The organism is Variovorax sp. Varisp46 (assembly GCF_059491885.1).
The window spans coordinates 4,545,602-4,568,828 of the sequence record NZ_CP168515.1 but is presented as its reverse complement, the minus strand read 5'-3'; the positions used below and the strand labels follow the sequence as shown (position 1 = coordinate 4,568,828).

Genomic DNA, 23,227 nt, shown 5'->3' with positions numbered 1-23,227 from the left:
TCACGCGCGGGAGATCATGGCTCCGTAAACTGGGCCGCTTTGCGCGAATGAAACTGGTTTCTCGTTGGGCAGCCCACCTCCGCGACGTGGCCACGGCGCACTGGGTGGCGGCCCTCTGCCTCGCAGTGCTGGCCGTCGGCGTGCAGGCCGTCACTCCCGGCAGCCATCCCCGCCAGCCCGCCGAGGCGCACTGGGTGGCGAGCTGGGCCGTGGCGCCGGTCGAGTTCGGCGAGCTGGCCGCAAGCCCCGGCGGCGCGGGCTATTCATCGCCCGCCGGGAATGACCTGCGCGGGCAGACGCTGCGCCAGCAGGTCGAACTGTCGCTGGACGGCCAGCGCATCCGCATCCGCTTCTCGAACCGCTTCGGCAAGACGCCGCTGCGCATTGCCGCCGCGAGTGCGGCACGCGGCACCGGCGCCGATGCGTTCTCGCCGGCCACGCTGCGCGTGCTGCGGTTCGGCGGGCGCACCAGCCTCACGATCGCCCCCGGCGCGGACGCCTGGAGCGATGGTGTCGACCTGCCGGTTCAGGCGGGGCAAACCGTGGTCGTGAGTGCCTTCTTCGACCGCGCCGCGCCGTTTTCCACGGTTTCCATGCTCGAGCCGGGAACGACTTGGGTGACTGCCGGCAATGCCGTGATGGCGCCGAAGCTGAAGAGCCCCACGCCGCTGGTGCTGAACCAGATCGTGACCGGGCTCGACGTGCTCACCACGAAGTCCGTGTGCACCGTCGTGGCTTTCGGCGACTCCATCACGTCGGGCACCGCGGAGGCCAAGTTCGGGGCCTATCCCGACATGCTGGCCACGCGCCTGCGCGATACGCAGGGCGCCGGAAACGACATAGCGGTGCTCAATGCCGGCATCGGCGGCAACCGCCTGCTGGCCGACGGCATGGGGCCCAGCGGCCTCTCGCGTTTCGAGCGCGACGCCCTGCGGCAGAGCAGCGTGACGCACGCGATCGTCCTGCTCGGCACCAACGACATCGGCCGCACCCTGTTCGCCAACGTGCCCGGCGCCGAGATCAAGGCCCGCGACATGCCGACCGCCGAGCGCATCACCGACGGACTGGAGCAACTGGTCAAGCAGGCTCGCGCCAAGGGTGTGAAGGTGCTGCTCGGCACGGTGCCGCCATTCAGGAACACGCCTTACTGGAACGAGGCCAACGATGCCATGCGCGAAGCCGTCAACCGCTGGATTCGCGGCCGGCAGGACATCGACGGCGTGGTCGATTTCGATGCGGCGCTGCGTGACCCCGCAGACCCGCAGGCATTGAACCCGCTGTTCGACTCGGGCGACCATCTGCATCCCAACAAGGCCGGCCATGCCGCGATGGCCGCGGCCATCGACCTGCACGAATTGCAGGAGTGAGTGCTCGCAAGGGCTGAGGGAGCAGCGAAAGGCGGGTCACAGCTCTACACAAGATTTCGTGCACCGCTTACAGGCGCTTCACATGGGCTGGGCAGCATGAAGGCTCCTACAACTCATGAGGGGTACTTCATGAAAAAGATCGCATTGGCTCTTTCCATCGGCGCTGCTTCGCTTCTGTCGGTGGGCACGTTGGCTGTTCCCACGGCCGCTCAGGCGCAGCCCGTCGCCATCGAGGTGGCGCCGCCCCCGCCGCGGTTCGAACGCATGCCGCCGCCGCGCCGCGGCTATGTGTGGTCGCCGGGGCACTATGAATGGCACGGTGGCCGCCACGTGTGGGTCCGCGGCTACTGGGTGCGCGAGCGTCCGGGCTATGCCTACCGTCCGCCGGAATGGCGCCAGGACGGCGACCGCTGGCAATACCACAGGGGCGGTTGGGACCGCGATGGCGACGGGGTGCCGAACCGCTACGACCGCCGGCCGGACGACCCGAATCGCAACTGACGGCAGGGTTCAGCGGAACACGACGGTGCGGTGGCCGTTCAGCAGCACGCGGTGTTCGCTGTGCCACTTCACCGCCCGCGCCAGCACTTGGCTCTCCGTGTCGCGGCCGCGGGCCGTGAGGTCTTCGACCGTGTCGGTGTGGTCGGCGCGTTCCACGTCCTGCTCGATGATCGGGCCTTCGTCGAGGTCGGCCGTCACGTAGTGGGCGGTGGCGCCGATCAGCTTCACGCCGCGGTCGTGGGCCTGGTAATAGGGCTTGGCGCCCTTGAAGCTGGGCAGGAACGAATGGTGGATGTTGATCGCACGGCCAGCCAGGCTGCGGCACAGGTCGTTGCTCAGGATCTGCATGTAGCGCGCGAGCACCACGAGCTCGGCGCCCTCGGCCTCGATGATTTCCAGCTGCTTCGCCTCGGCCTGCGCCTTGGTCGCGCCTGTCACCGGGATATGGTGGAACGGCACGTTGTAGCTGGCGGCCAGCTGGTAGAAGTCGCGGTGGTTCGAGATGATGGCGCGCACGTCGATGGCCAGCAGGCCGCTCTTCCAGCGGAACAGCAGGTCGTTGAGGCAGTGGCCTTCCTTGCTGACCAGGATCACGGTCTTCATGGGCTCGGCGGCGGCATGCAGCTGCAGCGCCATGCCGAAGCCGGCGGCGAAGGTCTTCAATTCCTCGCGCAGCGTGGCTTCGCTGTGCTCGCCGCAGGCGAAGCGCACCCGCATGAAGAACAGGCCCGTGTCGTGGTCGTTGTACTGGGCGGCCTCTTCGATGTTGGCGCCCCGTTCGAGCAGGAAGCCCGACACGGCGTGCACGATGCCCGTACGGTCGGGGCAAGAGAGGTTCAGGATGTAGGCGGGCGAGGTGGGCGTAGTGGTCGTCATCAGGGGCGTGATTGTCGCAGGGGTGCCAGAATCGCGATTTTCCTCGACCACATAACCGCAGGAGCGAGACATGGCCCAGCAGGACTTCAACATGGACAACCAATGGTTGCCCTTCACTCCCAACCGCCATTTCAGGAAAGACCCGCGCGTCTTCGTGGCGGCCGATGGCATGGAGTTCACCACGCACGACGGCAAGAAGGTGATCGACGGCATCTCCTCGCTGTGGTGCGTGGGCGCGGGCCACAACCGCAAGCCCATCAACGAGGCGATCAAGAAGCAGCTCGACACGCTCGACTACGCCACTGCCTTCCAGGTCAGCAACGACCGCGCCTTCAAGGCGGCCGAGATGATCGCCTCGCTCGCGCCCGGCGATCTCAACAAGGTGCTGTTCTGCAACTCGGGCTCGGAAGCCGCAGACACCTCGATGAAGGTCGCGCTTGCCTATCACCGCGCACGCGGCGAAGGCCACCGCAACGTGTTCATCGGCCGCGAGAAGGGCTACCACGGCGTGGGCTTCGGTGGCATGTCGGTGGGCGGCATTCCCGGCAATCGCAAGGTGTTCGGCTCGGCCTTCCTGCCGCGCGTGGACCACATGCGCTTCATCCACGATCCGGTGAACCACGCCTACATCCACAACGAGGAGCCGGTGTGGGCCGAAGACCCGCTGGTCGAGCTCGAAACGCGCATCCTGCCGCTGCACGATGCGAGCAACATCGCCGCGATCATCGTCGAGCCGGTGGCCGGGTCGGCCGGCTGGTACCTGCCGCCCAAGGGCTACCTGAAGCGCCTGCGCGAGATCTGCGACAAGCACGGCATCCTGCTGATCTTCGACGAGGTCATCACCGGCTTTGGCCGCATGGGCACCAACTTCGCGTCCGACTATTACGGCGTGGTGCCCGACATGCTGAACTTCGCCAAGTGCGTGACCAACGGCGTCATTCCGCTCGGCGGCGTGATCTGCCGCGACAAGCTCTACGACGCGATGATGAAGACCGACGCGCCCGAACACGTGGTCGAGTTCTTCCACGGCTACACCTACTCGGGCCACCCGGTGGCCTGCGCCGCGGCCATCGCCACGCTCGATCTCTTCAAGCAGGAGAACCTGTTCGCGCGCGCCGGCGAAATGGGCAAGGTGCTGGGCGATGCCTTCCACAGCGCCTTCAAGGGCCTGCCGAACGTGATCGGCATCCGCAGCCTGGGCCTCGCCGCGGCGGTGGAACTCGCGCCCATCGCGGGCACGCCGGGCAAGCGCGCCTACGACATCTTCCTGGACTGCTTCCACAAGGGTGCACTGGTACGGCCGGCGGGCGACGTGCTGGTGATCGCACCGCCGTACATCGTGGAAAAGTCGCACATCGAGACGCTGGTGAATACGCTGGCGGATTCGATCAGAAAGCACGCTTGAGCGGGGCGGCGGCCCTTGCGCAAGCCGGCGACGCGAAGGCCGTTCGCAGGATCGCGGCGCCGGAAATCATGCGACTTTCGTTTTGAACTGACTGTCGACGAAGCATTTTTAGCGCTTTGACAGAAGCCAGCGGGAGCTTCATTCTTCAGCCCTCACCACGGGGCTGGAGATGACGATGTCGGAAAAAATCGAGCGCTGGATGAATCAGCCGCTTTTCGTGGGTCGTCAGGCTCTTCTCGTCACCGTGACACTCGGCTCTGTCGGCGCCTGGTTGTTGTTCTGGTTCGGTGAATAGGGTCGACGGACGCGTTCAAGCCTTCGGTTGCGGCCTGGCCAGCCGCTTGAACTCGGCGCAATAGTCTTTCTCGGGCAATGGCGGCGTTTGCCATGTGCTGTCGTAATCGCCCGCCGCCACGTCCGCCGCAGCGGCAGCGGCGCGCATTTGCACCGTGGCAACCTTGATGTCGTCGGGTAGATGCTGCGGCACGCCGAGCGTGCGCACGACGTGGCCCGCGCCGGCGATCAGCAGCACCGTCTGGCCCGGCCGCCTTGCCTTGACGATGGCCTGCGCCATTGCACGGTCGCGGCCCACCTGGATGCGCGTCATCGGGACGATCTGGGACTCGGGCAGCATCTTGCAGTGGCCCTCCCGCACGGCGTCCTGCTGCACGGCATAGGCCTCGCCATTGAGCTGCACGTCGAGCGAGACGTCGGCCATGGCGTCCCTCATGCGCGTGCGCGGCAGGTTGGCGCCGACCACGGGCACGCCCGCGCGCACGGCCACCATCACGGTGGGGCCGTAGCTGGCCCAGGGCCAGGCCTTGTCGCTCCAGTCGAGGGCCGCCTGCACCTGCGCTTCGGTGGCGGAGGGGGCGATGCGCGCGGTGCTGCGGCCTTCCTCGGCCATTTCGAGCGCAAGCGCGGCGAGATGGCCGCGCGCGACCAGCGCCTCGACGGCTTCGCGCTCGATGGCGTGGTGCTCGGGGGCGTCGTGCTGCTCGCCGAGCAGGAGGGCGTCGACCGGCTGGAGTGCTGCGATGCGGCGCGCGATGGGTGCATCGGCGCCGGGAGGCAGCACCGAGCAGCCCCCGAATGCGGTGGTGGCGAGCAGGGGAAGAAGCAGGCGCCAGGGAGTCCGCAGGGGCCGGTTTGGAGGGGACATCACGCCATACTATGCCCCGGCACACGCCCGCCGTGCCGTCCATTTCCGCTTTTCCCTGTCGTCTCTTTCGGTTTCTTCGCTGACCTGAGGTTCATGGGAGCCGTTGCCGGTGCTTCATGAAAAAAGCGCCCGGACAGGGCGCTTTGTCGTTGGAGGCCGAATTTGCGTCAGTGCACCAGCACCGGCGTGTGGGCCAGCTCGGCGTAGCCTTCGAGCGTGTCCTCGACTTCTTCCTGGGTGGGGGTGTTGAGCTGCCACGCGGCGATCTGCTGCTGGAACAGTTCGGCCCACGAGCCGTCAAGGTAGACCTCCTTGCCCGAACGCTTGTCCACGATCTCGAAGCCGTGGCGCTCCAGAACCGGCACGTTGGGTTGCGCGGGTTCGTCGCCTTCATTGGGCTGCACGTGGACGACGACGAAAGACTCCGAGTCATAAAGCATGTTCATGGCGGGCCCTGTGAGGATGTCGATGGCGTTCATGGGGGATACATAGCAATCAACGCGCCAGTTTCAAGACAGGTTGTCATTCTTGTAAAACCAACGGGCTAATTTTCTTGGCTTTGCTCCGATGGAACGACCTTCTCCTCAGTTCGGGGGGGCCGCGGGTAGGGGTTTGCGCAATTGGGCGTCAGCGAAGTCCCCGTTGGGTTCCGTCTGCCGGATGCGCACTGGCAGGTAGCCGTACGCTGGCGCCAGCCAAAGCTCGAGTTTTCGGTCGAACTCCCGCCGAGGATTGCGGGTGAGCTTGCGCGTGACGTATTCGCCGGCCGGAAGGCTCACTTTTTCTTCGTCACCGACCACGAAGACCCAGACGTCGGCATCGCGCGGCCCCACGGTCTGGACCGAAATCCGGGTGCCTGCCGGATAGCGCCCTGGGCTGGCCGCCAGCAGGCCGCCGAGCTGCATCATCACGCTCATGCGGTCCTGCGCGCCGGCCAGCAGGGGCACGGGTGGCGCGTTGTTGCTGAACACGATCTGCCCCTGCTCGCGTACGAAATGAGAAGCCACCTCTGACTTGCGGCTTTCGGAGTACCGCTCGGGCTCCAGCCCCGAGGGACCGATGCGGCCGGTGCTGTGCCAGTTGAGCAAGGTGAAGAACACCGCCTTGAGCGTCAGCCGCCCGTCGTAGCGGCTGCCATCCTGCAGCCAGACCAGTTCGCCGAACACGCCACGCTGCGGGGAGGCGCCGGACTGGCCGGTGGCCTCGAAGTCCAGCGTGACCGAGCCGGGGATCTTCATCGCCTGGGTGCCGGCGATGGTGCCCGAGGCCTCGCCACCGGCCGCCGCGGTGGTGCCGGTTCCTGTGCCGCTGGAAGGCGATACCGCGCCGGTCGGGGCGCTGGCCGCTGCTTCCGGCGGTGTTGCTCCTGAATTGGTAGCGGCCTGGGCTGTCAGGTCGGGCGTTTCGGGGGCTGAAGGTGTGGAGGCATCCGGCTCCGGCGCGGGCGCAGGCTTGACGACGGCCGGTTTCGGCTTGGGCACAGACGCTTCACGGGGACGCCGCGGCTTGGGTGGCGGAGGCGGCTTCGCTTCGGCGGGTGCGGCCGCCGGAGCGGGCGCCTCGGACGCCGGTGGTGCGATCACGATGGTGCGCGTGCTGAACTTGCTAGCCAGCGGCGAGGGTTCCGGCCCGACCGCCATCGGCGCCAGCCCGAGCAGCAACAGATGGACCAGCCCCACCAGCAGCGTCAGCCCGATCAGAACCCGCCACGACGGACGCCCCGGCAGCCCGGGAGGCAGCGATGGCGAGGAGGAGGGGGCGACGAGCGTCGGCATCGGTATGTGGAGTGAGGCGCCGGCCCGGAGGTTCACGAAAGACCACCTCGGTAAACTGCCGCCCGTTCAACCAGTTTAAGTGGGAGCGGCGACCGGCCCGTGCCGGCGCCCCGTCCCTGTTCTCACGCACGCACCGCATCATGAAACTCGCCACCTTGAAGGACGGCTCGCGCGACGGCCAGCTCGTCGTCGTATCGCGCGACCTCACGCTCGCCCACTACGCCACCGGCATCGCAAGCCGGCTGCAGCAGGTGCTGGACGACTGGGGCTTCATGAGCCCGCAGCTGCAGGACCTGTACGACGCCGTCAACACCGGCCGTGCACGCCATTCCTTTCCCTTCGATCCGTCGATGTGCATGGCCCCGCTGCCGCGCGCCTACCAGTGGGCCGACGGCTCGGCCTACCTGAACCACGTGGAGCTGGTGCGCAAGGCGCGCAACGCCGAGGTGCCCGAGAGCTTCTACACCGATCCGCTGATGTACCAGGGCGGCAGCGACGACTTCCTAGGCCCGACCGACGACGTGGTCGTGCCCAGCGAAGCCATGGGCATCGACTTCGAGGCCGAGATCGCGGTGATCACCGGCGACGTGCGCATGGGTGCCACGCCCGACCAGGCGCTCGACGGCATCCGCCTCGTGATGCTGGCCAACGACGTGAGCCTGCGCAACCTCATTCCGGCCGAGCTGGCCAAGGGCTTCGGCTTCTTCCAGAGCAAGCCCGCCACCGCCTTCAGCCCCGTGGCCGTCACGCTCGACGAGATCGGCGAGGCGTGGCAGGACGGCCGCGTACACCTCGCGCTGCAAAGCAGCTGGAACGGCCGCAAGGTCGGCCTGTGCGACGCCGGCCCGGAGATGACCTTCCACTTCGGCCAGCTCATCGCCCACATCGCCAAGACGCGCAACGTGCGCGCCGGCAGCATCGTGGGCAGCGGCACCGTGAGCAACAAGGGCGTCGAGAAGAACGGTCACATGGACTGGCCCAAGGGCTATTCGTGCATCGCCGAGAAGCGCTGCATCGAGACCATCCAGACCGGCCAGCCCTACACCGAGTTCATGAAGTTCGGCGACACGATCCGCATCGAGATGAAGGGGTTGGACGGGCGCTCGCTGTTCGGGGCGATCGATCAGGAGATCGTGTCCACGGCGGGGCGGCCGAAGGAGGCGCCGGTGTCGCTGGTGAAGCCGCAGCAGGGCGGGGCGCCGGACGAGCCACGGCCGGAGCAGGAAGCTTCCGAAGACTGAGGGGCCGGCTCAGTGCGGCCCCGCGCCGCGCAGCAACTCCTTCTGCGACCGTATCCCCAGCCGCCGGAACGCCCGGTACTGGTGGGTGCGCACCGTCGTCAGCTCCACGCCGATCTCGCGCGCGGCTTCCTTGGCCGTCCGGCCCGCCATCAGGTGGCCGATGACCTCGCGCTCGCGCAGGCTCAGCTTCAGCAGCCGCGAGGCGAGGACGGGTTCCACCGGTTCCCGCGCGGCCACTGCGCTGCGGCCGTGCGCGGCGGTGGCATCGGCCAGGAGCGTGGCGTGCGCCTCGATGCGCGCGAAGTCGGCCGCGCCGAACTCCGGCTGCGCAAGGCTGCGGTAGAAGCTCACGGCCACGCGCTGGCCCGTGGGCTGCAGCAACAGCACCGAGGCGCGCTCGCGAATGCCCACGTCGCCGTAGCAGGCGGCGCGGTACACCGGGTCGGCCACTTCGTCGGCGCGCTGGTGCCCCATCCAGAGCTGCGCACGCCTGGGCAGCTTGCGCGCCGCCAGCCAGGCCATGTTCGGGTCGAGCAAATCGAAGCGCTGCGCCACGTAGCGTTCGGACGTGCGCTCGGCCGTGCTGCCGTAGCTGCTGGCGGCAGACACGAGCTCGATGCGTCCGGCGGCATCGACCACGAACACGGTGCAGAAAGTCACCGGCATCACGCGCTGCATGGCCTTGAGATAGCTGGTCGCCAGAAGCGGCGTGCCCACGCCGGAGAGCACGTCGCCGACCACGGCGGCGGCCAGCGCGGTGTCTTCGGCGGGGTGGATGCGCCAGCGTCTCATGCGGGAGGAAAGAAGAAGAAAAGGGCGCACATACGGGTAACTACCTCGTACGAAGTTATGACATTGCCGCTCCTCCCGCATCGGGACAATCCCGCCGGATGATGAACTCTCCCGCTGCCACCCTCGGCGATGCCGCCAGCGGCCCCGTGCCGCCGAAGTCCGGCGCCGACGCCGGACTGCCGCCCTCGGTCGGCGCGTTCCACTACACGCGCTACGGAGCCCGAACGCCCGCGCTCGGCCCTGGCGGCGTTGAAGCCGGCAGCCACCCGGTGGTGATCGCCGGCGGCGGCCCTGTCGGCATGGCGCTGGCGCTGGGGCTCGCGAACCACGGTGTGCGCTGCGTGATCCTCGAAGCCGACGACACCGTGTGCGTGGGCAGCCGCGCGGCCTGCATCTCGCGCCGCAGTCTCGAGATCATGGAGCGGCTCGGCGTGCTGCGCGGCTTCATGGGCAAGGGCCTGCCGTGGACCGGCGGGCGCAGCTTCTACAAGACGGCCGAGGTGTTCCGCTTCGAGATGCCGCACGACGCGCAGCAGAAGCTGCCGCCGATGATCAACCTCGAGCAGTACTACGCCGAGCACTACCTGCTCGAAGAGATCTTCCGCCGCAACGAGGCGACGCCGGGGCTCATCGACATCCGCTGGGGCACCGAGCTCACCGGCCTCGCGCAGCACGACGACGGCGTGACGCTCGACGTGCGCAACGCCGAAGGCGCATACCGGCTGCACGGCCAGTGGCTCGCAGCCTGCGACGGCGGCCAGAGCTTCGTGCGCAAGGCGATGGGGCTCGCGCTCGAAGGTACGGGCTACGAAGGCCGCTACGTGATCATCGACATCGAGCTCAAGAGCAGGCACCCGACGGAGCGCCGCGCGTGGTTCGACCCGCCGTGGAACCCGGGCTCGACCGTGCTGATGCACCGCCAGCCCGACGACATCTGGCGCATCGACTACCAGCTGCGCCCCGGCCAGAGCACCGAGGAGGCGCTGCAGCCACCAGCCGTGGCCGAGTTCGTGCAGCGCCACCTCGACGCCATCGGCGAAGGCCACCTGCCATGGAAGACGGTGTGGACCTCGGTCTACCGCGCCGGCGCGATGACGCTCGACAGCTACCGCCACGGCCGCGTCGTGTTCGCGGGCAACGCGGCGCATGCGATGCCGATCTTCGGCGTGCGCGGGCTCAACTCGGGCTTCGACGACGCAGACAACCTCGCGTGGAAGCTGGCGTTCGTCGCCAGGGGCTTGTCGGATGCGGCACTGCTCGACTCGTACTCGCAGGAGCGCATCGCGGCCTTCCACGTGAACGCCGAGAACGCGATGCGCAGCACCGAGTTCATGTCGCCGCCGTCGCGCGGCTTCGACCTGCTGCGCGAGGCGGCGCTGTCGCTGTCGGAAAGGCACCGCGGCATCGCGCAACTCATCAACCCGCGCCAGACGCAGGCCGTGCGCTACGCCGATTCGCCGCTGTCGTCGGGCGAAGGAGATGCATTGCCGGCCGGCCCGCTGCCGGGCGAAGTGATGCCGGAGCAGCAACTCGAACAAGGCCATCTCACCGACTGGGTCGCGCCGGCCTTCACGCTGCTGGTGCTGCAGCCCGAGGTGGCCACGCCGCCCGCGGCCGACGTCGCGCAGGCACGGCAGGGCGCGCTGCCCTTCGTCGTTCGCAGCATTGCGAGCCCGGGCTCCGGTGGCGCCGATGCGCATGCATCCCCTGCCGTCTTCGAAGCGCTCGGCGCACAGGACGGCGCGGTCTACCTGCTGCGCCCCGACGGCCACGTGGCCGCGCGCTGGCATCGCCTGCCGCCCGGCGCCCTGCAACCCGCACTGGCCCGCGCGGCCCAGGAGCTCCCCGCATGAGCACGACACCGCTGAACCCCGACGCCCGCGACCGCCTCTACGCCGAGTGCGCGCGCGCCATCACCGAGGCGGGCGCCGAGCGCGAATCGCTGTTCCTCGCGCGGCTTGCGCTGCTGCTGTTCGAGCAGGTCGGCGACGAGGCGCGCTGCCGCGCCGCGCTGGCCGACGCGTTGCACGCGCTGCCCGTACCATCGCTGTCCGCTTCCGAATCACAAACAACGACTGGAGACTGATCCATGGATCGCCGCACCCTTCTCGCCACGCTCGCATCCGGCGCCGCCGTGGCCGCCACGCCTTTCGCCCATGCACAGGAGTACCCCGCGCAACTCGTCAAGTGGGTGGTGCCGTACCCTGCGGGCGGCGGCACCGACGTGATCGCGCGCGTGCTGGCCGAATCGATGCGCCAGACGCTGGGCCAGCAGATCGTGGTCGATAACCGCCCCGGTGCCTCGACCAACATCGGCGCCGACATCGTCGCCAAGAGCAAGCCCGACGGCTACACGATCATGTCGGCCGACAACGCCGTGCTGGCCTTCAACGAGCACTTGTTCAGCAAGCTGCCGTTCAACCCCGAGAAAGACTTCACCTACATCGGTGCGATCGGCAAGTTCCCGCTGGCACTGGTCGTGCATCCGGACTTCCCGGCGAAGAACTTCAAGGAGTTCCTGGCCTACGTGAAGGCCAACCCCGGCAAGGTCAACTACGCCTCGCCCGGCAACGGCTCGCCGCACCACCTCGCGATGGAGATGTTCAAGGTGCGCACCGGCACTTTCATCACCCACATTCCGTACCGTGGCGCGGCGCCGGCCATGGCCGACGTGATGGGCGGGCAGGTGCCCTGCATGTTCCTCGACCTGGCTTCGGGCCTGTCGATCATGCAGGGCAACAAGGTGCGTGTGCTGGCCATCGGCTCGGGTGCGCGCAGCAAGCTGCTGCCCAACGTGCCGACGCTGGCCGAAGTGGGTGTGCCCAACACCGAGGTGTTCGCTTTCCAGGGCATCCTGGGCCCGGCGGGCCTGCCGGCGGCGGTGGTGAACAAGCTCAACGGCGACCTCAACAAGGCCTTCGGCACGCCGACCGTGCAGAAGCGCTTCGATGATTTCGGAATGGAAGCGATGCCCGGCACGCCGGCGCAGTTCGCGGCGCTGTCGCGCGCCGAGTCCAGGCGCTGGGGCCCGATCATCAAGCAGGCCGGCATCAAGCTGGACTGAAGCCGCAGAGGGGACTCTCTCCCTTCGTGAAACACCGAGGAACCGGCGTTGCCGGGCCCCTGGTGTTGCCCCGGTAGGGGGCGAGCCTATTTTTTCGAGCCGTCCTCGAAGACCTCGTCGTCGCGCTGCAGCTCGCCGTTCTCGTCCCAGGCGCGCTCGCGCGTCACGCGGCCCTTGGCGTCGAAGGTGGATTCAGCCAGCAGCGTTCCCTTTTCGCTGAAGCGCTGGTGGGTGCCGACCGGGATTTGCCGGCCGCGGCTCACCACCTGGTAGCGGCCCTGCGCGGCGCGCTGGCCGCTGTCGTAGAACTCGGTGATCTCCACCGTGCGCGTGTCGCCGCTGCCGCTGTAGGCGGATTTGCTGCTCGGCTGGCCGTTGAGGTAGTAGCTGTCGTCGACGATCGGCTCGCCCGCGCTGTTCCAGCGCTGGTCGCGCACCAGCGCGCCTTTTTCGGAGAAGGCCTGCTCACGCAGGCGCACGCTCGCGCGCTCGACCAGCAGGTATACCGCCTCGCGGCGCTTGACGCCCTCGGACGAATAGTTCTGCTCGGTGCGCTGGTTGCCGACGATTTCGTCGATCGCCGCGGTCTTGCCGTTGTCGTAGAAGCTCTGCGAGCGCACCCGCTTGCCCGACACGTACGACAGCCGCGAGCGCAGGGTGCCGCGCGAGTCGAACAGTTCGACCTGCGACGGGCCGGTGCCTGTAAAGCCGCAGAGCCTGGCGTCATCGACCACCGGGGCCAGCGTGGGCGCGTCGGCACAGCGCAGGGCCGAGAGTTGGCCGTGCTCGGTGAATTCGACCGACGCGCGTTCGCTGCCACTGCCGGTGTCGGGATAGAAGATGGCGCGCCGAAGTCTGCCGTCGGGGTAGAAGCTGCGCACGAGCCCCCGCTCCTGGCCGTCGTCGTAGGTGGCGTCGCGCAGCACGCGGCCCGTGGGCGAGAACTCGCGGGCGCGGCCCTGCAGGTTGCCCTTGGCATTGAGGGTGTGCTCCTTGGCGAGCTTGCCCTTCTCGTAGATGCGCACCAGACCCATCGACACGCCGTTCTGCACCTGTTCCTCGCGCTGCAGCTCGCCGGTTGCGCGGTCCTTGCAGCGCAGCAGGCCGGTCTTGCCCGCGGTGCTGCTGCCGTCGGCCGGGTTCACGCTGCGGCCGTTCAGCTCGCAGTCCAGCTGCGCGTGCGCCGTCGCGGCGCCGAGCAACGCGAGCAATGCGGCGGCGCCGCGGAGGGCGGTCCGGCGCGGGGTCATGTCACTTGTCGTAAAGCGTGTCGAGCGAGCGGAAACCCTTGACCTCGATCGGGTTGCCGAACGGGTCGAGGAAGAACATCGTCCACTGCTCGCCCGGCTGGCCCTCGAAGCGCACCTGCGGCTTCAGCACGAACTCGGTGCCGGCGGCTTCGAGCCGCGCGGCCAGCGCCTGCCAGTCGGGCAGGGCCAGCGCGAGGCCGAAGTGCGGCATCGGCACCATCACGTCGCCGACCCGGCCGGTCCGGGCGGTGGCGAAGGGCTCGCCGAGGTGGAGCGAAACCTGGTGACCGAAGAAGTCGAAATCGACCCAGGTGCCGGTGCTGCGGCCTTCGGCGCAGCCGAGCACGCCGCCATAGAAGCGGCGGGCGACGTCGAGGTCGCGGACGTTGAAGGCCAGGTGGAAGATGCTCTGCATGGTTTCGGATTATGGGCAGCGGTGCTGTGAGAATGCCGGACTTTCTTTTATCGTGGAGCAAGCCTTGCGGATACTCCGGATCTTCGCCGCGCGGATGTGCGGCATCGCTCTTCTGTTCACTTTCGCGGCTGCGCATGCCGCCTGCCCCCCCTCGGCCATCGCCAGCCTCGAAAAGCCGGGCATGGGCGTGCGCAATGGCGTCGACCGCGGGGTGCTCTGGCGCATCGAGCGCGACGGGCGCAGCTCGTGGCTCTACGGCACCATCCACGTCGGCCGCGGCGACTGGGTGCGGCCCGGTCCGACCATCCAGAAAGCGCTCGCGCAGAGCGACACCCTTGCGCTGGAGCTCGACTTGCGCGACGAGGCTACTGCCCAGGTCATGGGCCAGCCGGCCGACCCGGCACTGCTGGCACGCATGCTCAGCGGCGAGCGTGCCCGCCGTCTCGAGCGCCAGAACACCGAGGCCTGCGTGCCGCCTGGCACGCTGTCGAAGCTGCAGCCGATCCTGCAGGTCACGGCACTGGCCGGCCTGGCGGGACGGGCCGACGGGCTGTACCCGGAATTCGGCGTGGACGAGACGCTGGCGGTTTCCGCCCGCAACGGCAACAAGCCGGTCGTCGCGCTCGAAAGCGCGGCCGAGCAGCTGAAGGCGCTGACCGGCGAATCCGAAGCCGAGGAGGCAGAGCAGGTCGATGCGGCGCTGGACGAACTGGAATCGGGCAAGCTGCGCGGCCAGCTCAAGGAGCTGGCCGACGTCTGGGCGCGCAGCGACGCGGCCAGGCTCGCCCGCTACCCCGAGTGGTGCGACTGCCTCAAGACGACCGCCGAGCAGCGGCTGATGAAGCGCCTGCTCGACGACCGCAACCCGAACCTGGCCGACGGCATCGAGCGCCTGCACTTCGGTGGCAAGCGCGTGTTCGCGGCGGTCGGTGCACTGCACATGATCGGCCCGCAGGGATTGCCCGCGCTGATGGCGGCGCGCGGCTTCACCGTGACGGCGGTGCTGACCGATGCACAGGCGCAGACGGCGGTGCCGATGCCGGCGCTTGCGGCGCCTTCGCCAGCGCCGAAGGCCGTGCGCGGCGGCAGGGCCGCCAAGGGTCAGCGTGGTCAGAAGGGTGCGCCTGCTGCCGCAGCAAAGGGCGGTAGATCGGCAAAGGCTGTGCCTGCCGCCAAAGGGGGCAAGGCGCCTGCCAAGGGCAAAGTGCGCAGATAATCGCGACCGCCATGCACATGCTGCGCCACCCCACCCGCTTCCTCGGCCTCGCCGGCCGCTGGGTGCTGCTGTGGTTCGTGCTGTCGCTGGGCGTGGCGGTGGCATCGCCGCTGGTGAACCCGCAGGCCATGGAGTTGGTGTGTTCCAGCGCCGGCTCGATCAAGGTGGTGGTCCACACCGAAGACGGCACGCAGGAAATGGGCGCCTCGCACATGGACTGCCCGTTGTGCGTGCTGAGCGGCGCACCGCCGCCGGCTGTGGCCGCTCCCGTCTTCGATCTTCCCCTGCCGCTGGGCCGCGTGGTCCAGTCCATTCCCGCCGCGCGCCTGGCCGCGGCCACCGCGGCGCCGTTGCCGGCGCGCGGGCCCCCGGCTTTCTCCTGACGCTCTCAAAACCGTAGCTGCATGCGCGCGACCGAAGCGCATGTGCGGCCTGTCCGGCTTGAAGTTTCGTGGAGAAGGTTCCTCTTGAAAAAGCACTCCCGCGCCCTGGCGATCGCCATGGCATTTCCCTTCGGCGCGCCTGCCCTGGCACAGCAGTCCGCCGAGACGCCTGAAAGCGGCACCGGTGGCCGCGCGCTCAGCACCATCACCGTGACCGGCGGCCGCCCGACCTCGCTTCCGACGCAGATCCCGACCACCATCGAAGGCGTGACGCACGAGCAGGTCGTCGAAACCGTCAACGCCACCGACAGCGAAGACGCGCTCAAATACCTGCCGAGCCTGGTCGTGCGCAAGCGCTACATCGGCGATTTCAACCACGCCGTGCTCGCCACCCGCGCCTCGGGCACGGGCAACAGCGCGCGCTCGATGGTGTACGCCGACGGCATCATGCTGTCGAACCCGCTGGGCAACGGCGCCACCTACGCGCCGCGCTGGGGCATGGTGTCGCCGGAAGAAATCGAGCGGGTCGACGTGCTGTACGGGCCGTTCTCGGCCGCGTACCCGGGCAACTCGGTGGGCGCGGTGGTCGACTACGTGACGCGCATGCCCACGCAGCTGGAGGCGCACGTCAAGCTCAGCGGCTTCGCGTCGAACTTCGACCTGTACAACAGCCATTCGTCGCCGGCCGGCCAGCAGCTCGACCTGTCGCTGGGCAGCCGCAGCGGCGACTGGTCGTGGTGGCTCAGCGCGTCGCGCACCCATAGCAAGGGGCAGGCGCTGGTGTTCGGCAACCGGCTGGTGAGCGCGGGCACGGTCGGCAGCGCGGGCACGCCGGTGACCGGCGCCGTACTCGGGCTGAATCCATCGAACCAGCCGTGGTGGCTGGTGGGCGGTTCGACCCTCTACGACACCACGCAGGAACAGGCCAAGCTCAAGGTGGCCTACGACCTCTCGCCTGCGGTGCGCGCCACCTACACGCTGGGTGCATGGAACAACACCACGCACGGCAGCGTCGACACCTGGCTGCGCGACGCCTTCGGGCGGCCGGTGTACGGCGGGCGCGTGAACATCGGCGGGCGCAGCTACAACCTCGATTCGCCGAGCGCTGCGCTCGCACCGACCGAGACCGCGCTCACGCACTACATGCACGGCCTCTCGGTGAAGAGCCACACCGGCGGCGTGTTCGACTGGGAGGTGGCGGCGAGCCTGTTCGACTATTCGCGCGACACCTCGCGCACGCCCACCACACCGCTGCCCGGTGCCTTCAACGGCGGCCCGGGCCGCACCACCGACATGGGCGGTTCCGGCTGGAACACCTTCAAGGCGGCCGGCACCTGGCGGCCCACCGGCTCGGCCGAAGGCGTGGGCGCGCACGTGGTCGACTTCGGCTTCCAGCAGGACACGGCGCGCCTGCGCACCAGCGTCGGCAACACGCTCGACTGGATCGACGGCTCTCCCGTCACGCCGTTCTCGGCCTTCAACGGCAACACCCGGCTGCAGTCGCTCTACGCGCAGGACACCTGGCGCTTCGCAAAGGACTGGAAGACCACGCTCGGCCTGCGCCATGAGCGCTGGCAGGCCTACGGCGGCCAGCTCGGCAACGCAAGCACGCTGCTGAACTTCACGCCGCGCAAGAACAGCTACGACTCGCCCAAGGCCGCCATCGCGTGGCAGGCCACGTCCGACTGGCTCTTCAAGGCCTCGACCGGCCGTGCGGTGCGCATGCCGACGGTGAGCGAGCTCTACCAGGGCTCGATCGACGGCAACCGCATCGTCAACACGAATCCGAACCTGCGCCCTGAACGCTCGTGGACCACCGAGCTCAGCGCCGAGCGCGACATGAAGGGCTGGGGGCTCGACGGCGTGCTTCGCACCACGCTGTTCTTCGAGAACACCAAGGACGCGCTCTACACCCAGGCACTCACCAACCTCGTGAGCACGGTGCAGAACGTCGATGCCATCCGCACGCGCGGGCTCGAAGTGGCGATGAACGCGGTCGACGTGGGCGTGCGGGGGCTCGACCTGAGCGGCAGCCTCACGCTGACCCGCTCGAAGATCACCGCCAACAGCGGCTTTGCGGCCAGCATCGGCCGCGACCAGCCGCGCGTGCCCAAGGTGCGCGCCACGCTGCTCGCCACCTACCGCCCCGACGCCCGCTGGAGCTACACCGTCGGCGCGCGCTACAGCGGCAGGCAGTACGGCACGCTCGACAACAGCGACCCCAACGGCGCCGCGTACATGGGCTTCTCGAAGTTCTTCGTGGTCGACGCGCGCGTACGCTACCGGATCGACCGGCAGTGGAGCGCGTCCTTCGGCATCGACAACCTGAACAACAACAGGTACTGGGCCTTCCACCCATACCCGCAGCGCACCTACGTGGCCGAACTCAAGTTCGACCTTTGACCCTCTTTCCACTTCAAGGATCTTTCGCCATGAATGCCTCGACCACTCTCAAGACTCTCGCTGCCTGCGCCATGCTGACGGGCGTTGCGGCCGCCTCCGCGCATGTCACGCTGCCGCCGGGCGGCGCCACCGTGGGCAGCGACTACAACGCCGCCTTCCGCGTCGGCCACGCCTGCGAAGGCGCCAAGGCCACCACCGGCCTCGCCGTGCGCCTGCCAAAGGGCTTCGTGCTGAGCGACGCACAGGCGCGCAAGGGCTGGAAGCTCGACGTGCAGAAGGGCGGAACGGGCGGCGATGGCGAAGTGCGCTGGACCGCCGAGAAGCCCGAGAACGCGCTGCCCGGCAGCGAGCGCGCCGAGTTCGTGCTGCGCGGCAAGATGCCCGCGGCGCCGGGCACGCTGTGGTTCAAGGTGCTGCAGACCTGCGACGTTGGCGTGGCCGATTGGGCCGAGGTGCCGGCCTCGGGCAATTCGACCAAGGGGCTGAAGAGCCCCGCCGCGAAGCTCGAAGTGGTGGCGCAGGGCGTAGCCACCGTCGACGTACGCGATGGCTGGGTGCGCCAGTCGGTGCCGGGCCAGAGCGGCACCGGCGCCTTCATGAAGCTCACCGCACCTACCGGCACCAAGTTGGTCGGCATCTCGACCCCGGCAGCCGGCATCGCCGAAGTGCACGAGATGAAGATGGAAGGCGACACCATGAAGATGCGCGAACTCACCGGCGGCCTGGACCTGCCCGCGGGCCAGACCGTCGAGCTCAAGCCCGGCGGCTATCACGTGATGATGATGGACCTGAAGGGCCCGCTGGCCAAGGGCGCGAGCGTGCCGATGACGCTGAAGTTCGAGGACGCCAAGGGCGTGAAGACCGCGCTGGACGTAGCGCTGCCGGTGGGCGCGCCCGAAGGTGCCGATGCGGCCGGCCCGGCGCATCAGCACAAGCACTGAGCCTCTTCAAAGCAGCTGGTCGGGCGCCAGCGGCCCGAAGAGCTTGAGCATCAGCCGCAGCATGGCGCTGGCGTCTGGCTCGGTGCGGGTGTCCTTCAGGTTGCTGCCTTCGGGCGCGTGCCACTGCAGCGATCCGTCCACCAGATCGACGTGCCAGGAGCGCTCGCGCATGCCGCGCTCGATCTGCTCCGACGCTGCGCGCGAGAGTTCGTTGCTGCGGATCAGCAGCGCGAGCTCGGTGTTCTGCAGCTGCGAGCGCAGATCGAGGTTCATTGAGCCGACCACCAGCAGCCGGCCATCCATCACCAGCACCTTGGAGTGCAGCATCGCGCGCGATTCACCGGGAGCGCTGTCGCCGACCGAAGAGCCGAAGACATTGCCGAGGCTCGCCTGCTCGCTGCGCAGTTCGTAGAGCTCGACGCCCATCCTGAGCAGTTCCTCGCGATGGCGCGCGTAGCCCACGTGCGCCACCGGTGCGTCGTTCGAGGCCAGCGAGTTGGTCAGCACGCGGATGCGCACGCCCCGCCCGCGGGCTTCGGAAAAAGCCCGCAGCATGTCCTTGCCGGGCACGAAGTAGGGCGAGATGATGACCAGGTCGGTGCGCGCCTGGCCGATCAGCTGCAGGAGGCCCTCGACCACCGTGTCGCCGTTGGCCGCCCGGTCGGAGGCGGCTTCCAGCGACGCCGCACCGCGCGAGGTGCCGGCCTTGTCATCGGGCCGGCTGACCACGAGGCCCGGTGCCTTCGCATTGGTGGGATCCGAGTCGGCGGGGATCTTGCCGGGCTTGTCGGCCAGCATCACGGCCGGAGCCCAGACGAAGGTGGCGGTGCGCAGGTCCAGCGGCTTTTCGTCCCAGGCGCGGGCGCGCTGGACGGCGGTGGGAGGCGCGTTGGGGCGCGGCTCGCCGTCCGGCGGTTTCGGGTTGCCGTTCGCGTCCTGGGCGCGGGCCGATTCCTCGGCCAGTTCCTGATCGGCCTTGCGCGCGCGGTCGCGCATGGCCTGCAGCTCCTCGCGCGTGATCAGCGATTGCACGGGGTAGGCGCGCTCGTTGTTCCAGTAGCTGTCGAAGCTGCGCGAGAGATCCTGCACGATGGGACCGGCCGCCAGCACGTCGACATCGATGAAGTTGGCGTTGGCCGCATTGCCGAAATACGCATCGCCGAGATTGCGCCCGCCCGTGACGGCGAGCACGTTGTCGGCAATGAACAGCTTGTTGTGCATGCGCTGCTGGATGCGCGAAGCGTCGTCGATCGAATTGAGGAAGCGGCTGATGCGGGAATCGCGCGAGCCCGCGATCGGATTGAACAGCCGCATCTCGATATTGGGAATGAAGGCCAGCCCCAGCACCGCCGCGTCGCGGCCGGTAGTGTGGAAGTCGTCGAGCAGCACGCGCACCCGCACGCCGCGCTCGGCAGCTCCCCGCAGGCCGCGCATCAGGCGGCCGGTGCTGGCATCGGCGTGGATGGCGTAGTACTGCAGGTCCAGCGTCTTCTGGGCACCCTCGATCAGTGCCAGCCGGCTGCCGTACGCCGCTTGCGGGCCTCCCATGAGCATGAAGCCGGATTCATAGCGGGCCTTGTCGGCCTGCCGGCGCTGCTGCACCAGGTCGGCCAGCGCGGTGCCGCTGGCTGGCGAGGTGATCGCGGTCGAGATGGGGCGCTCGACGTTCTGCGGCAATTGCGCGCAGCCGCAGAGGAACAGGAGCGCCAGGAACGCGCCGAGCGCGGGAAGCGTCGCGGATCGGCGGCAGAACGCCTGGAAGGAGGAAGGCATGCGGCTTCTCCCGGTGTTGAGATGAGCAGCATGTATAGCCTAGTCGGCGCCTGCCGCGCGTCGGACAGGCGGACGACCGGCATGGGCGTCAGCGCCCGGCGACCAGCTCTTCCTGGCGCTCCAGGGCGGCGAGCAGTTCGTCGTCGATGTTGGCGTGGCGCTCGGCCAGCTCGGCGGCGCGAGAGGCATCGGTGGCGTAGATGGCGCCACCGTCGAGTTCGAGCATCTCGGTAATGCGCTTCTGCTCGGCTTCGAGGGCTTCGATCTGCGCGGGGAGGGCGTCCAGTTCGCGCTGCTCCTTATAAGAGAGCTTCTTGCGGGCGACGGCTGTCCGGGGCGCTGCCGCGGGTTCCGCGGCCGGGGCGGGCGCAGGTGCTGGAGCGGGTGCTGCGGCGAGGCGTTGCTCGGCGATCTCGCGGGCGCGCCTGGACTGGATCAGCCAGTCCTGCACGCTGCCTTCGTACTCGCGCCAGCTGCCGTCGCCTTCGTAGGCAATGGTGCTGGTCACCACGTTGTCGAGGAAGGTCCGGTCGTGGCTCACCAGGAACACCGTGCCGTCGTAATCCTGCAGCAGGGTTTCGAGCAGCTCGAGGGTGTCGATGTCGAGGTCGTTGGTGGGTTCGTCCAGCACCAGCACGTTGGCCGGGCGGGCGAACAGGCGGGCCAGCAGCAGGCGGTTGCGCTCGCCGCCGCTGAGGGAGCGGACCGGGGAGTTGGCGCGTGCCGGCGAGAAGAGGAAATCCGAGAGGTAACTCTTGACGTGCTTCTTCTGGCTGCCGATCTCGATCCACTCGCTGCCGGGGCTGATGAAGTCTTCCAGCGTGGCGTCGAGGTCGAGCTTGTCGCGCATCTGGTCGAAGTACGCCACCTGCAGGTTGGTGCCGCGGCGGATCTTGCCGGTGTCGGGCTCGAGCTCGCCCAGGATCAGCTTCAGCAGTGTGGTCTTGCCCGCGCCGTTCGGCCCGAGCAGGCCGACCTTGTCGCCGCGCAAGATGGTGCTGCTGAACTTGCGGATGACGGTCTTCTCGCCGAAGGACTTGGTGGCATCGGTGAGCTCGGCCACGATCTTGCCGCTGGACTGACCCGAGGCCACGTCCATGTTGACGCTGCCTTGCACGTTCCGGCGGGCGGCGTGCGTGGCGCGCAGTTCCTGCAGGCGGTTGATGCGGCTCTGGCTGCGGGTGCGGCGTGCTTCGACGCCCTTGCGGATCCAGATCTCTTCCTGCGCCAGGAGCTTGTCGGCCTTGGCGCTGATCACGGCTTCCTGGGCGAGCTGCTCTTCCTTCTGCAGGAGATACTGCTCGAAGTTGCCGGGGTAGGAGCTCAGCTTGCCCCGATCCAGCTCGACGATGCGGGTAGCGACGCGGTTCAGGAAGCTGCGGTCGTGGGTGACGGTGACGACGCTGCCCTTGAAGTCGATCAGCAACTGCTCGAGCCATTCGATGGAGTCGAGGTCCAGGTGGTTGGTGGGTTCGTCCAATAGAAGCACGTCGGGCGCGGCCACCAGCGCCTGGGCCAGTGCGACGCGCTTGCGGGTGCCGCCGGAGAGCGACCCGACGCGGGCGTCGCGGTCCAGGTGGAGGCGGTGCAGCGTTTCTTCCACGCGCTGCTCCCAGTTCCAGGCGTCGAAGGCTTCGATCTGGGACTGCAGCGCGTCCAGATCGAGGCCGTCCGCACCGGAGAGATAGAGATCGCGAATGGCAATGACGGGGCCCAGGCCCTGGCTGGCTGCGGTGAATACATCCGCGTCCATGTCCAGCAAGGGTTCCTGGGCGACATAAGCCACACGGAGGTTCTGCTGCAACTGGAGAGTGCCGTCGTCGGTCTTCTCCAGGCCTCCCAGTATCTTGAGCAGGGAAGACTTGCCAGCACCGTTGCGGCCGATCAGGCCGATACGCTCCGATTCGAGAAGAGAGAAGTCCGCATGATCCAGCAGCGGGACGTGACCGAACGCGAGCTGGGCGTCGAGGAGTGTGATGAGTGCCATGTGGCGCGGATTATCGGAGGAGCCGATGTCAGGGCCTGGTGGTGGAGGAGGCCACCCCATGTGAGGGGCTTGAGGGGCCTTCTTCAAGTTTCTTGCGGGCAGCCTTGCAAGGTCCGAAAACTGTCATATACTCGTGGGCTTCGCTGATGAATACCGCAAGGTGTTCGAGGCAAGCAGTCCTCCCAGGGGTTCTGCTTGCGAGTCGGCAAAGAAAGTCTTCAAAAAGTTTGACTGGTCTTAAAAAACCGGTGCATAATCGAAGGCTTCGCTGAAACGGCTTCAGTGGTTTGCAATGAAAGTTGCGGGTTGCGATGAAGGGCTGGTTGAAAGCGAAAAGGGTTGAAAAAGTTTGGTGAGACTTCAAAAGTCGTGCTAGACTACAAGGCTCCGCTGAAACGGCTTCAGCAGCTTGCAACGAAGGTTGCGGGGTGCGAATAAAGAAGATGTTGAAAGCGAAAAAAGTTTGACGATTCTTTAAAAATCGTGATAGACTACAAGGCTTCGCTGATCGCAGCAAAGCAAAACGAAGCAGACGAAAGTTGCTTCGGGGTTCGTTAAAAATTTACAGCCGATAAGCGTGGGCGTTTGAAGGTAATTGCGTAAGTTCTTCGGAACAAGTCGCAAGACTTAAAAACGCTCATGAGATAGAAGTGAAGTTCACTTTAATTCTTTTTTT

General features: G+C 67.7%; 20 protein-coding genes. 11 read left to right on the top strand and 9 right to left on the bottom strand.

Annotated elements, in window-relative coordinates:
- The first annotated feature begins 47 nt into the window (after positions 1-47).
- The gene (locus ACEN9N_RS21625) at positions 48-1,367 is read left to right on the top strand and encodes an SGNH/GDSL hydrolase family protein (RefSeq protein WP_495654491.1); all 1,320 of its coding nucleotides are present in this window, start codon (positions 48-50) and stop codon (positions 1,365-1,367) included.
- A gap of 129 nt (positions 1,368-1,496) precedes the next feature.
- Positions 1,497-1,868 (top strand): YXWGXW repeat-containing protein, encoded by a 372-nt coding sequence (locus ACEN9N_RS21620; RefSeq protein WP_413313218.1) that lies wholly within the window; start codon positions 1,497-1,499, stop codon positions 1,866-1,868.
- A gap of 9 nt (positions 1,869-1,877) precedes the next feature.
- Here the strand turns inward: ACEN9N_RS21620 and purU are convergent, their stop codons facing one another.
- Positions 1,878-2,744, bottom strand: a complete 867-nt coding sequence (gene purU / locus ACEN9N_RS21615) for a formyltetrahydrofolate deformylase (RefSeq protein ID WP_007835977.1) — start codon at positions 2,742-2,744, stop codon at positions 1,878-1,880.
- Between the two features lie 70 nt (positions 2,745-2,814).
- Here purU and aptA point away from each other — a divergent pair, with 70 nt between their 5' ends.
- Positions 2,815-4,149, top strand: coding sequence for an omega-aminotransferase AptA (aptA, locus tag ACEN9N_RS21610; protein WP_495654490.1), 1,335 nt, complete (start codon positions 2,815-2,817; stop codon positions 4,147-4,149).
- Positions 4,150-4,459: 310 nt separating this feature from the next.
- On the opposite strand, the gene ACEN9N_RS21605 is transcribed toward aptA, so the two are convergent.
- The 3 genes from ACEN9N_RS21605 to ACEN9N_RS21595 form a co-directional block, all read right to left on the bottom strand.
- The gene (locus tag ACEN9N_RS21605; RefSeq protein WP_495654489.1) at positions 4,460-5,311 is read right to left on the bottom strand and encodes a ChaN family lipoprotein; all 852 of its coding nucleotides are present in this window, start codon (positions 5,309-5,311) and stop codon (positions 4,460-4,462) included.
- A 167-nt stretch (positions 5,312-5,478) separates the two neighbouring features.
- Positions 5,479-5,790 carry a BTH_I0359 family protein gene (locus ACEN9N_RS21600; RefSeq protein WP_007835970.1) on the bottom strand — a complete coding sequence of 104 codons (312 nt, stop codon included), beginning with the start codon at positions 5,788-5,790 and terminating at the stop codon, positions 5,479-5,481.
- 105 nt (positions 5,791-5,895) lie between these two features.
- Positions 5,896-7,086: a DUF3108 domain-containing protein gene (locus ACEN9N_RS21595; RefSeq protein WP_495654488.1), complete on the bottom strand. Its 1,191-nt coding sequence runs from the start codon at positions 7,084-7,086 to the stop codon at positions 5,896-5,898.
- Between the two features lie 140 nt (positions 7,087-7,226).
- On the opposite strand from ACEN9N_RS21595, the gene ACEN9N_RS21590 reads away from it, so the two are divergent.
- Positions 7,227-8,327, top strand: coding sequence for a fumarylacetoacetate hydrolase family protein (locus ACEN9N_RS21590; protein WP_007835966.1), 1,101 nt, complete (start codon positions 7,227-7,229; stop codon positions 8,325-8,327).
- 9 nt (positions 8,328-8,336) lie between these two features.
- Here ACEN9N_RS21590 and ACEN9N_RS21585 read toward each other — a convergent pair whose 3' ends face one another.
- On the bottom strand, positions 8,337-9,119 hold the full coding sequence (locus ACEN9N_RS21585; protein ID WP_007835965.1) for a helix-turn-helix transcriptional regulator: 783 nt from the start codon (positions 9,117-9,119) through the stop codon (positions 8,337-8,339).
- A 98-nt stretch (positions 9,120-9,217) separates the two neighbouring features.
- On the opposite strand from ACEN9N_RS21585, the gene ACEN9N_RS21580 reads away from it, so the two are divergent.
- The 3 genes from ACEN9N_RS21580 to ACEN9N_RS21570 are packed head-to-tail and all read left to right on the top strand — an operon-like array spanning position 9,218 to position 12,183.
- Positions 9,218-10,972, top strand: coding sequence for an FAD-dependent monooxygenase (locus tag ACEN9N_RS21580; RefSeq protein ID WP_495654487.1), 1,755 nt, complete (start codon positions 9,218-9,220; stop codon positions 10,970-10,972).
- Complete coding sequence (locus tag ACEN9N_RS21575) at positions 10,969-11,205, top strand: hypothetical protein (protein ID WP_007835963.1); 237 nt, start codon at positions 10,969-10,971, stop codon at positions 11,203-11,205. Before ACEN9N_RS21580 ends, ACEN9N_RS21575 begins: the two co-directional genes overlap by 4 nt.
- A 3-nt stretch (positions 11,206-11,208) precedes the next feature.
- Entirely contained in the window at positions 11,209-12,183 is a 975-nt protein-coding gene (locus ACEN9N_RS21570) for a Bug family tripartite tricarboxylate transporter substrate binding protein (protein ID WP_007835962.1), read from the top strand.
- A gap of 86 nt (positions 12,184-12,269) precedes the next feature.
- Here ACEN9N_RS21570 and ACEN9N_RS21565 read toward each other — a convergent pair whose 3' ends face one another.
- Entirely contained in the window at positions 12,270-13,433 is a 1,164-nt protein-coding gene (locus ACEN9N_RS21565; RefSeq protein ID WP_007835961.1) for a toxin-antitoxin system YwqK family antitoxin, read from the bottom strand.
- Position 13,434: 1 nt separating this feature from the next.
- A complete protein-coding gene (locus ACEN9N_RS21560) occupies positions 13,435-13,848 on the bottom strand; it encodes a VOC family protein (protein ID WP_007835960.1) in 414 nt (137 codons plus the stop codon).
- Between the two features lie 64 nt (positions 13,849-13,912).
- Between ACEN9N_RS21560 and ACEN9N_RS21555 the strand changes: the two genes are divergently transcribed.
- From ACEN9N_RS21555 to ACEN9N_RS21540, 4 genes are all read left to right on the top strand, one after another.
- Positions 13,913-15,064 carry a TraB/GumN family protein gene (locus tag ACEN9N_RS21555; RefSeq protein ID WP_495654486.1) on the top strand — a complete coding sequence of 384 codons (1,152 nt, stop codon included), beginning with the start codon at positions 13,913-13,915 and terminating at the stop codon, positions 15,062-15,064.
- An 11-nt stretch (positions 15,065-15,075) separates the two neighbouring features.
- A complete protein-coding gene (locus ACEN9N_RS21550) occupies positions 15,076-15,447 on the top strand; it encodes a DUF2946 family protein (RefSeq protein WP_495654485.1) in 372 nt (123 codons plus the stop codon).
- A 117-nt stretch (positions 15,448-15,564) separates the two neighbouring features.
- Entirely contained in the window at positions 15,565-17,850 is a 2,286-nt protein-coding gene (locus ACEN9N_RS21545) for a TonB-dependent receptor (protein WP_495656410.1), read from the top strand.
- Between the two features lie 29 nt (positions 17,851-17,879).
- Positions 17,880-18,791, top strand: coding sequence for a copper chaperone PCu(A)C domain-containing protein (locus ACEN9N_RS21540; protein WP_413313199.1), 912 nt, complete (start codon positions 17,880-17,882; stop codon positions 18,789-18,791).
- Between the two features lie 6 nt (positions 18,792-18,797).
- Here ACEN9N_RS21540 and ACEN9N_RS21535 read toward each other — a convergent pair whose 3' ends face one another.
- Together ACEN9N_RS21535 and ACEN9N_RS21530 are read right to left on the bottom strand one after the other, a co-directional pair.
- Entirely contained in the window at positions 18,798-20,564 is a 1,767-nt protein-coding gene (locus tag ACEN9N_RS21535) for a phospholipase D family protein (RefSeq protein ID WP_495654484.1), read from the bottom strand.
- Positions 20,565-20,652: 88 nt separating this feature from the next.
- Positions 20,653-22,551 carry an ATP-binding cassette domain-containing protein gene (locus ACEN9N_RS21530; RefSeq protein ID WP_495654483.1) on the bottom strand — a complete coding sequence of 633 codons (1,899 nt, stop codon included), beginning with the start codon at positions 22,549-22,551 and terminating at the stop codon, positions 20,653-20,655.
- Positions 22,552-23,227 lie beyond the last annotated feature (676 nt).

Coding starts and splice junctions, on each gene's coding strand:
- ACEN9N_RS21625 (WP_495654491.1), top strand. CDS start 48: ATGAAACTGGTTTCTCGTTGGGCAGCCCACCTCCGCGACGTGGCCACG.
- ACEN9N_RS21620 (WP_413313218.1), top strand. CDS start 1,497: ATGAAAAAGATCGCATTGGCTCTTTCCATCGGCGCTGCTTCGCTTCTG.
- purU (WP_007835977.1), bottom strand. CDS start 2,744: ATGACGACCACTACGCCCACCTCGCCCGCCTACATCCTGAACCTCTCT.
- aptA (WP_495654490.1), top strand. CDS start 2,815: ATGGCCCAGCAGGACTTCAACATGGACAACCAATGGTTGCCCTTCACT.
- ACEN9N_RS21605 (WP_495654489.1), bottom strand. CDS start 5,311: ATGTCCCCTCCAAACCGGCCCCTGCGGACTCCCTGGCGCCTGCTTCTT.
- ACEN9N_RS21600 (WP_007835970.1), bottom strand. CDS start 5,790: ATGAACGCCATCGACATCCTCACAGGGCCCGCCATGAACATGCTTTAT.
- ACEN9N_RS21595 (WP_495654488.1), bottom strand. CDS start 7,086: ATGCCGACGCTCGTCGCCCCCTCCTCCTCGCCATCGCTGCCTCCCGGG.
- ACEN9N_RS21590 (WP_007835966.1), top strand. CDS start 7,227: ATGAAACTCGCCACCTTGAAGGACGGCTCGCGCGACGGCCAGCTCGTC.
- ACEN9N_RS21585 (WP_007835965.1), bottom strand. CDS start 9,119: ATGAGACGCTGGCGCATCCACCCCGCCGAAGACACCGCGCTGGCCGCC.
- ACEN9N_RS21580 (WP_495654487.1), top strand. CDS start 9,218: ATGATGAACTCTCCCGCTGCCACCCTCGGCGATGCCGCCAGCGGCCCC.
- ACEN9N_RS21575 (WP_007835963.1), top strand. CDS start 10,969: ATGAGCACGACACCGCTGAACCCCGACGCCCGCGACCGCCTCTACGCC.
- ACEN9N_RS21570 (WP_007835962.1), top strand. CDS start 11,209: ATGGATCGCCGCACCCTTCTCGCCACGCTCGCATCCGGCGCCGCCGTG.
- ACEN9N_RS21565 (WP_007835961.1), bottom strand. CDS start 13,433: ATGACCCCGCGCCGGACCGCCCTCCGCGGCGCCGCCGCATTGCTCGCG.
- ACEN9N_RS21560 (WP_007835960.1), bottom strand. CDS start 13,848: ATGCAGAGCATCTTCCACCTGGCCTTCAACGTCCGCGACCTCGACGTC.
- ACEN9N_RS21550 (WP_495654485.1), top strand. CDS start 15,076: ATGCACATGCTGCGCCACCCCACCCGCTTCCTCGGCCTCGCCGGCCGC.
- ACEN9N_RS21545 (WP_495656410.1), top strand. CDS start 15,565: ATGGCATTTCCCTTCGGCGCGCCTGCCCTGGCACAGCAGTCCGCCGAG.
- ACEN9N_RS21540 (WP_413313199.1), top strand. CDS start 17,880: ATGAATGCCTCGACCACTCTCAAGACTCTCGCTGCCTGCGCCATGCTG.
- ACEN9N_RS21535 (WP_495654484.1), bottom strand. CDS start 20,564: ATGCCTTCCTCCTTCCAGGCGTTCTGCCGCCGATCCGCGACGCTTCCC.
- ACEN9N_RS21530 (WP_495654483.1), bottom strand. CDS start 22,551: ATGGCACTCATCACACTCCTCGACGCCCAGCTCGCGTTCGGTCACGTC.